This is a genomic window from Kocuria dechangensis, from assembly GCF_014636775.1.
Classification (GTDB): Bacteria; Actinomycetota; Actinomycetes; order Actinomycetales; family Micrococcaceae; genus Kocuria; species Kocuria dechangensis.
The window spans coordinates 125,128-132,639 of record NZ_BMEQ01000011.1 but is presented as its reverse complement, the minus strand read 5'-3'; the positions used below and the strand labels follow the sequence as shown (position 1 = coordinate 132,639).

Below are 7,512 nucleotides of genomic sequence, written 5' to 3'. Positions count from 1 at the left end.
CCGCCGACTCGGGCATCCAGTCTGCTCTACAACGGAACAGACGGTGCAGTCCCATTAGGATCGGGGCGGAACCCGCCTCCCGGACCCCGGCGGCACCCGCCCAGAGAAAGGCAGCACCCGTGAGACTCGGCACCGTGCGACGCGACGGCACCACCCAGGCCTTCCGCCAGGAGGGCGGGCGGACCGTCTACCTCCCCGTCCCCGACGTCGGGGCCCTCCTGGCCGGCGGAGACCTCGGTCTGCCGGGGGAGCCGGGCCCGGAGCCCGCGCCGGAGCAGCTGCTCACCCCCGTGCTGCGTCCCGGCAAGATCCTGTGCGCCGGGCTGAACTTCTACGACCACGCCGAGGAGGTCGGCCAGGAGATCCCGCAGCACCCCACGATCTTCGCGAAGTACGCCAACGCCCTCATCGGCCCCACGGATCCCATCGCCATGCCCGAGGAGTCGGAGAAGATCGACTGGGAGGCCGAGCTCGTGGCGGTGATCGGCACGGCCGTCCGCCACGCCACCCCCGAGCAGGCCCGCGCCGCGATCGCCGGGTACACGATCATGAACGACATCTCCGTGCGGGACTGGCAGGGCCGGACCTCCGAGTGGTTCCAGGGCAAGAACTTCGACCGCACCACCCCCGTGGGCCCCGTCGTCGTCACCCCCGACGAGGTGGACCCCGAGGCCGGGCTCGCGATCCGCTGCACCGTCGACGGCGTCCGCCACCAGGACTCCGCCACCGACCGGATGATCTTCTCCGCCGTGGACCTCGTGGAGTACCTCAGCCGCTTCATGACCCTCGAGCCCGGCGACCTCGTGGCCTGCGGGACCCCGGCCGGCGTGGGGCTGGCCAAGAAGCCCCGCCGGATCTGGCTGAAGGACGGCCAGGAGGTCGTCACCGAGATCGAGGGCATCGGCGCGCTGCGCAACGTCTGCACCCCGGCCGAGGAGCTCCCGCCCCTCGGCGCCTGAGCCCGTCCCGTCCCCTGGAGGACCCATGACCGTCATCGGTTTCCACGCCTCGCACGAGCAGATCCCGCCCGAGCGGCTGCTGCGCGACGTCCAGCACGCCGAGCAGGCCGGCTTCGCCGCCGCCATGTGCTCCGACCACCTCGAGCCGTGGTCCCCGCGCCAGGGGCACTCCGGTTTCGCCCTGTCCTGGCTGGGCGCCGCCCTGGCCACCACGAGCCTGCCGTTCGGGTTCGTGCACGCCCCCGGCCGCCGCTACCACCCGGTGGTCACCGCCCAGGCCACGGCCACCCTCGCCCGCATGTTCCCCGGCCGGGTGTGGGTGGCCCTGGGCAGCGGGCAGAAGCTCAACGAGCGGGCCGTCTCCCCGGAGTGGCCGGCCAAGGAGCAGCGCCAGCAGTTCCTCGAGGCCAGCTTCGACGTCGTCCGCCGGCTGCACGCCGGGGAGAAGGTCACCTGCGACGGGCCCGTCCACGCGGACCGCGCCCGCGTCTGGGACGCCCCGGAGGTGGCGCCCGCCCTGGTCGTGCCCGCCCTCACCCCGGCCACCGCCCGGCGCTTCGCCCCCCTGGCCGACGGCCTGATCACCGTCAACCAGCCGCTGGAGGACCTGCGCCGGCTGCTCGACGCCTACCGCGAGGGCGGCGGCACCGGGCGGGCCGTCCTGCAGGTGCACCTGAGCTGGGCGGCCTCCGAGGAGCAGGCGCGTGCGGTCGCCCGCGACCAGTGGCGCACCAACGTCTTCGACCCCGTCACCATGGCCGAGCTCTCCTCGCCCCAGGACTACGAGCGCAAGGCGGTCCAGGAGGACGTGGGGGACGAGCGGATCGCCGGGGCGGTCAACGTCTCCGCGGACCTCGGCCGGCACGCGCAGTGGCTGCACGAGTACGCGGAGCTCGGCTTCGACGAGCTCCAGCTCCACCACGTGGGCCAGGAGCAGGCCCCCTTCATCGACGCCTTCGGGCAGGGGGTGCTCCCGCAGCTCGCCGGCGGCTGACCGCGGCCCCAGGATCTCGGTCCGGGGGCCAGGGGTGCGCATGGATGACGCGGCCGGGGCGGCGCTCGGCGGGATCCTGGCGGTGCGCACGCACGAGACCGCCCGCCCCCGCAGCCGGCCGCTCCCCGGGGCTGATCCCGCGGGGGAGAAACATCTGCCGGGCCCCTGGGAACGCAGGGGCCCGGCGGCCATCCTGAGCACATGAGCACCCCGCCTCCTGCCGGGAACACGGCCGCGGCCGCCTTCGACGCCCGTGCCGAGCAGTACGACCGGTGGTTCGACGAGCACACGGCTCTCTACCGCGCCGAGCTCACCGCGGTCGCCGAGCTGCTCGCCCCGGTCCGGGCGGCCGCCGGGGCCGGGGCCGAGGGCCTGGAGATCGGCGTGGGGACGGGGCGCTTCGCCGCCCCGCTGGGCATCAGCCACGGCCTGGAGCCCGCACCCCGGATGGCCCGGCTCGCCCGGGCCCGTGGGATCGACGTCGTCGCCGGGGTCGCCGAGGACCTGCCCTTCGGCACCGGACGCTTCGCCTACACCGCGCTCCTGACCTCGTTGTGCTTCGTGACCGACCCCGCCCGCGCCCTGCGCGAGGCCCGCCGTGTCACCGTCGGGGGCGGGGCGGTCCTGGTGGCCTACCTCAACCGGGTCGGCCCGCCCGGCCAGGAACTTGCGGCGCGCCAGGCCGAGGACCCCTACTACTCCCACGCCCACCTCATGACCACGCCCGAGCTCGAGGCCCTGCTGCGCGGGGCAGGCTTCCTCCCGGAGGACTCCCGGCAGGTCCTCGCCGGTCCCGAGGGCGCACCCGTGGTGCGGCCCGGTGCCGAGGAGGGGTTGTTCTGCGTGCTCCGCGCCCGCGCCCAGGGCGCAGGGCACACCACGGCATGAACCTGTCCTGGGCGGTCTCCCGCTCCCGGATCCGCCGAGGCCGGGTGCTGCTCCGGGAGGGTCCGATGATTTGCAATTGACTTAAGCTTCGAACACATATTCGAATATGGGGGTGAGCTTTCCGCACCTGCACGTCGCCACCGCCTTCAGCGCCCACTACGGGGTCAGCCGCCCGCACGTCCTGGCGGCGGCCGCCGCGGCGGACGGCGCCGACGCGCTCGCGTGCACCGACCGGGACGGGCTCTACGGCGCGGTCAAGCACCTCGGGGCGTGCCGGGAGCACGGGCTCGACCCTCTGCTGGGCGCCGACCTCGCCCTCCTGGGGCCGGGGCGCGACGGCCCCGCCGGGCGGGTGGTGGTCCTGGCGGCCGGCGGCACCGCCGGCGCCGGCTACGCCGCCCTGTGCCGGCTGGTCTCGGCGGCCCACGCGGCCCACGCGGCCGGCGGGGCCCCCGGGGTGACGGCCGAGGACGTCGCCGCCCACGCGCGCCCGCCCGGCCACGAGCACCCCGTGCTGGTCGTCCTGCTCGGGCCGGCCTCCGACGTCGGCCGCGCGCTCGCCGCCCGCCGCTACCGCGCCGGGCGCGCCGCCCTGGCCCGGTGGCAGGCCCTGCTGCCCGCCGGGGCGATCGCCGTGGAGGTGGTCTCCCACCTCGCCGCCCCCGGCACGGCGTGCAGCACCTCCCACGCGGCCCGCACCCTGCGGGCCGCCCTCGAGGCGGGACTGACGCCGGTGCTCACCAACGCGGTGCGCTACGCGACCCCCGCCGAGGCCGCGACCGCGGACGTCCTCGACGCCGCCCGCGCCCTCACCCCGCTCGAGGCCCTCGGCTCCCTCCGCGGCGCGGGGACCCGGCCCGCCGGCGCCCCCGGGGGCCGCAGGGGGGCCGGGGAGGGCGGGAGCGGGACGGGGCGGCGGAGCGCGCCGCCGCCGGGCGCGGAGCCGCTGCAGCCCAACGGGCAGGGCTGGCTGAAGCCGGCCCGGCAGATGCGCGCGCTGGCCCGCGAGATCGCCCGCGCCGCGGACCTCGGGGCCGCGGGGGCCGCCGCGCTGCTGAGGGGCACCGAAGAGGTCGCCGACCGGTGCCGGCTGGACCCGGTCGCCGACTGCGGATGGGGCCGCCCGGTGGTGCCGGAGGCCGCCGTACTGGGCCTCGCCCGGCCCGCGGCCGAGGAGCTGCGGGTCCGCTGCGAGGCCGGCCTGGCGCGCCGCTACCCCGGCCGCCGCACGACGCCGGCCGTGCGGGACCGGCTCGAGCAGGAGCTGGAGGTCGTCGAGCACCTCGGCTTCGCCTCCTACTTCCTCACCGTGGCCGAGGTCTCGGCCACGATCGGGGCGATGGGGATCCGCCACGCCGCCCGCGGCTCCGGGGTCTCCTCCCTGGTCAACCACCTGCTCGACGTCTCCCAGGTGGACCCCCTCGAGCACGGGCTGCTCTTCGAGCGGTTCCTCTCCCGCGACCGCTCGACCCTGCCGGACATCGACATCGACGTCGAGTCCGCCCAGCGCCACCGCGTCTACCGCGAGGTCTTCGCGCGCTTCGGCCCCGAGCGGGTGAGCCTCATGAGCATGCAGAACGCCTACCGGGCCCGCGGCGCCGTCCGGGACGCCGGCCTCGCGCTCGGCCTGGACCCCGACACGGTCGACACGGTCGCCAAACAGCTGTGGCACCTGCCGGCCTCCGCGCTGCGGGAGACCCTCGCCGACCAGCCGGAGCTGCGGGACCTCGCGGACCAGGTGGCCCGCGAGAAGCAGCTGGACCTGCTCGTGGACCTCACCGAGCGCCTCGACCGGCTGCCCCGGCACATCTCCGTGCACCCGTGCGGGGTGATCCTGGGGGACCGGACCCTCCTGGACCGCACGCCGGTGCAGGCCAGCGGGATGGGGCTGCCCATGAGCCAGTTCGACAAGCACGACATGGACCCCATGGGCATGCTCAAGCTCGACATCCTCGGCGTGCGGATGCAGTCGGCCCTGGCGCACGCCGTCGAGGAGGTCGCCCGCACCGATCCGCGGCGGCCCCGCCTGGACCTCGAGGCCCTCCCCGTGGACGACGAGAGGACGTTCGAGCTCATCCGCTCGACCCACACCCTGGGCTGCTTCCAGATCGAGTCCCCGGGCCAGCGCGAGCTCATCGGCAAGATGGCGCCCGAGTGCTTCGGGGACCTCGTCGTGGACATCTCCCTCTTCCGGCCAGGGCCCATGCACTCGGACATGGTCCGCCCCTACCTGGAGCACCGCCACGGGTGGTCGCGGCCGGTGTCCGTCCACCCGGACCTCGACCCGATCCTCGACGAGACCCACGGCGTGACCGTCTTCCACGAGCAGGTGCTGCGCATCCTCGACGTCTTCACCGGCTGCGGCCTCGCCCGGGCCGACGAGCTGCGCCGCCGGCTGGGCTCCGAGCGGCAGCTCGAGGTGGAGGCGTTCTTCCGCGAGCGCGCCCGGGAGCGGGAGTACCCGCTGGACGTGGTGGACCGCGTGTGGGGGATCCTCGCGGCGTTCGGCTCCTTCGGCTTCTGCAAGGCCCACGGAGCCGCGTTCGCCGTGCCCACCTACCAGTCCGCGTGGCTGAAGGCCCACCACCCGGAGGCGTTCCTGGCCGGGCTGTGGGAGCACGACCCCGGGATGTACCCGAAGCGCCTGCTGGTGGGAGAGGCCCGCCGGATGGGCATCCCCGTCCTGCCCGTGGACGTCAACCGCTCCGACGAGCACTACCGGGTGGAGCGGCTCGACGACGACCCCTCCCGCCTCGGCGTGCGCCTGGCCCTCGCCGGGATCCACGGGGTCTCCGCGGCCGAGGTCCGCCGGATCTCGGCCGGCCGGCCCTACGCCTCCCTCGCCGACCTGCGGGAGCGGGCCCGCCCCGCCCGGCGCACCCTCGAGCGGCTCGCCGCCGTCGGCGCGCTCGACGGCCTGCTGCACCGCTCCGGCAGCGCGGCCTCGCGGGCCGACCTGGTGCACGCCCTGCGCGCCCGGGCGGACGCCGCCCGCCCGCCCCGCCCCCGGGGCCGGGAGGTCGAGGGGCAGCTGGCCCTCCCGCTGGGGGACCTCGAGCTGCGGGCGCTGGTCCCGGAGCGGCCGGAGCCCACCCTGGAGCAGAAGGTGCGCACCGAGCTGGACCTGCTCGCCGTGGACGTCTCGGCCCACGTCATGGACGGCTGGGCGCCCCTGCTCCACGAGCTCGGGGTGACCCCCGCGGAGCGGCTGCTCGAGCTGCGCAGCCGCTCCGAGGTGCTGGTGGCGGGCGTGCGGGTCTCCACCATGACCCCGCCCCAGCGCAGCGGCCGGCGGGTGGTGTTCGTCAGCCTCGACGACGGCACCGGCGCCGTCGACTGCGCGTTCTTCCCCGACGCCCAGGAGTGCTCGGGCCCCCACCTGTTCGGCACGCGGATGCTTCTGGTGCGGGGCCGGACCCGGCGCACGGGGCCGCGGGGGATCAGCATCAGCGCGCTGCAGGCGTGGGACCTCACCGATCCGGGGACCCCCGCCGCGGCCCGCGCCGTCCTGGCCTGAGCGCCCCGCGGGGACCGGAAAATACTCCCCGGAAGGGGCGAGCGCACGGGGTTTCTCTCTTGGTGAAGCCATTGGTAAGTGGGGTGATAGGCAGTATGGTTACTAACAACAGCGGACGATCTGCACCCCGCCCCCCGGCGGGAACCGTCCGCACCGGGGTCTCTGCCCAGAGGCCCCGTTGCCCCGCAGAAAAGGAAAAGGAGTTCTCATGGCTACGTACGACGTCAACGCCCTTCTCTCGGCCACCGCCTATGGTTCCGACGGCGACAAGATCGGCAAGGTCGAGCAGGTCTTCCTGGACGACAACACCGAGGAGGTCACCTTCGTGACCGTCAACACCGGTCTGTTCGGCAGCAAGGAGAGCTTCGTCCCCGCGGACGGCGCCCAGCAGGACGGCGACCGCCTGGTCCTCCCGTACACCAAGGCCGTCGTCAAGGACGCCCCCAACGTGGACGCGGACCAGCACCTCTCCCCGGCCGAGGAGGAGGAGATCTACCGCTACTACAAGATGAACTACTCCGGCACCGACACCGACCGCACCGCCGGCTACACGGACACCGACCGCGACCGCGCCGGCCGTGACGACCGCTACGCGGCCGACACCGACCGCAACGCCGTGCCCGCCTCGGGCGTCGCCGGCGCCGGCTACGCGGACACCGACCGCGACCGCGGTCTCAACGACCGCGACCGCGACCTCACGGACCGCGACCGCACCGACCGCGAGAGCGTGACCCGCCACGAGGAGCGGCTGCACGTCGGCAAGGAGAACGTCGCCACCGGCCGCGCCCGCCTGCGCAAGTACGTGGTCACCGACACCGAGACCGTCGAGGTTCCCGTCCAGCGCGAGGAGGTCCGCGTCGAGCGCACCCCGCTCAACGGCAACGAGTCCGTCTCCGACCGCGCCATCGGCGAGGAGGACGTCGAGGTGACGCTGCACGAGGAGCGCCCCGTCGTCGCCAAGGAGACCGTCGGCGTCGAGCGGGTCGGCCTGGAGAAGGAGACCGTCACCGACACCGAGCGCGTCGACGCCGAGGTCCGCAAGGAGCAGGTCGACGTGGAGAACGACGTCGACCGCCGCAGCGGCCTCACCGACCGCGACCGCGACCTCACCGACCGGGACGTCACCGACCGGGACCGCCGCGACCGCATCTGAT

The 7,512-nt window shown here is 74.9% G+C and carries 5 protein-coding genes; all 5 read left to right on the top strand.

From position 1 onward, the window contains the following. Positions 1 to 119 precede the first annotated feature (119 nt). The 5 genes from IEW07_RS11625 (at position 120) to IEW07_RS11605 (ending at position 7,511) form a co-directional block, all read left to right on the top strand. Positions 120 to 959 (top strand): fumarylacetoacetate hydrolase family protein, encoded by an 840-nt coding sequence (locus IEW07_RS11625; protein WP_188537388.1) that lies wholly within the window; start codon positions 120 to 122, stop codon positions 957 to 959. Positions 960 to 984: 25 nt separating this feature from the next. Continuing rightward, positions 985 to 1,953, top strand: a complete 969-nt coding sequence (locus IEW07_RS11620) for a TIGR03885 family FMN-dependent LLM class oxidoreductase (protein WP_188537386.1) — start codon at positions 985 to 987, stop codon at positions 1,951 to 1,953. Between the two features lie 201 nt (positions 1,954 to 2,154). Then, the gene (locus IEW07_RS11615) at positions 2,155 to 2,841 is read left to right on the top strand and encodes a class I SAM-dependent methyltransferase (protein WP_188537384.1); all 687 of its coding nucleotides are present in this window, start codon (positions 2,155 to 2,157) and stop codon (positions 2,839 to 2,841) included. Positions 2,842 to 2,953: 112 nt separating this feature from the next. Continuing rightward, a complete protein-coding gene (dnaE, locus tag IEW07_RS11610; protein WP_188537382.1) occupies positions 2,954 to 6,358 on the top strand; it encodes a DNA polymerase III subunit alpha in 3,405 nt (1,134 codons plus the stop codon). A 208-nt stretch (positions 6,359 to 6,566) separates the two neighbouring features. Continuing rightward, entirely contained in the window at positions 6,567 to 7,511 is a 945-nt protein-coding gene (locus IEW07_RS11605) for a DUF2382 domain-containing protein (protein ID WP_188537380.1), read from the top strand. Position 7,512: the final 1 nt, after the last annotated feature.